Annotated in this window: 1 protein-coding gene; it reads left to right on the top strand. The window is 62.9% G+C overall.

Annotated features, from left to right (window positions below; genetic code table 11):
* Nucleotides 1–412: C-terminal helicase domain-containing protein (locus tag J5M66_RS26725; protein ID WP_207817557.1), on the top strand; the 412-nt coding region annotated here is incomplete at both ends.

The following is a 412-nucleotide window of genomic DNA, read 5'->3' as shown; positions in this document are numbered from 1 at the left end:
TGCTCAAGCTGCGCCAGGTCTGCTGCGATCTGCGCCTGGTCAATATGCCGCTGACGGCGAAGGCGTTGCGCTCGGGCAGCGGCAAGCTGATCAGCCTGATGGAGATGCTTGAAGAATTGCTCGGCGAAGGTCGGCGCATTCTGCTGTTCTCGCAGTTCACCTCGATGCTGGCGCTGATCGAGCAGGAATTGCAGCAACGCGGGCTTGGCTACTCGTTGCTGACCGGCGACACCACCGATCGGCGCACGCCGGTGAGGGATTTCCAGGGCGGCAAGGTGCCGTTGTTCCTGATCAGCCTCAAGGCCGGGGGCACTGGTCTGAACCTGACGGCGGCGGACACGGTGATTCACTTCGATCCGTGGTGGAACCCGGCGGTGGAGAATCAGGCGACTGATCGGGCGTATCGCATCGG

This window comes from Pseudomonas sp. 67(2021), from assembly GCF_017491835.1.
Taxonomy (GTDB): domain Bacteria; phylum Pseudomonadota; class Gammaproteobacteria; order Pseudomonadales; family Pseudomonadaceae; genus Aquipseudomonas; species Aquipseudomonas atacamensis.
The sequence above is the reverse complement of the archived record's forward strand: the minus strand, read 5'-3'. Positions and strand labels throughout refer to the sequence as shown.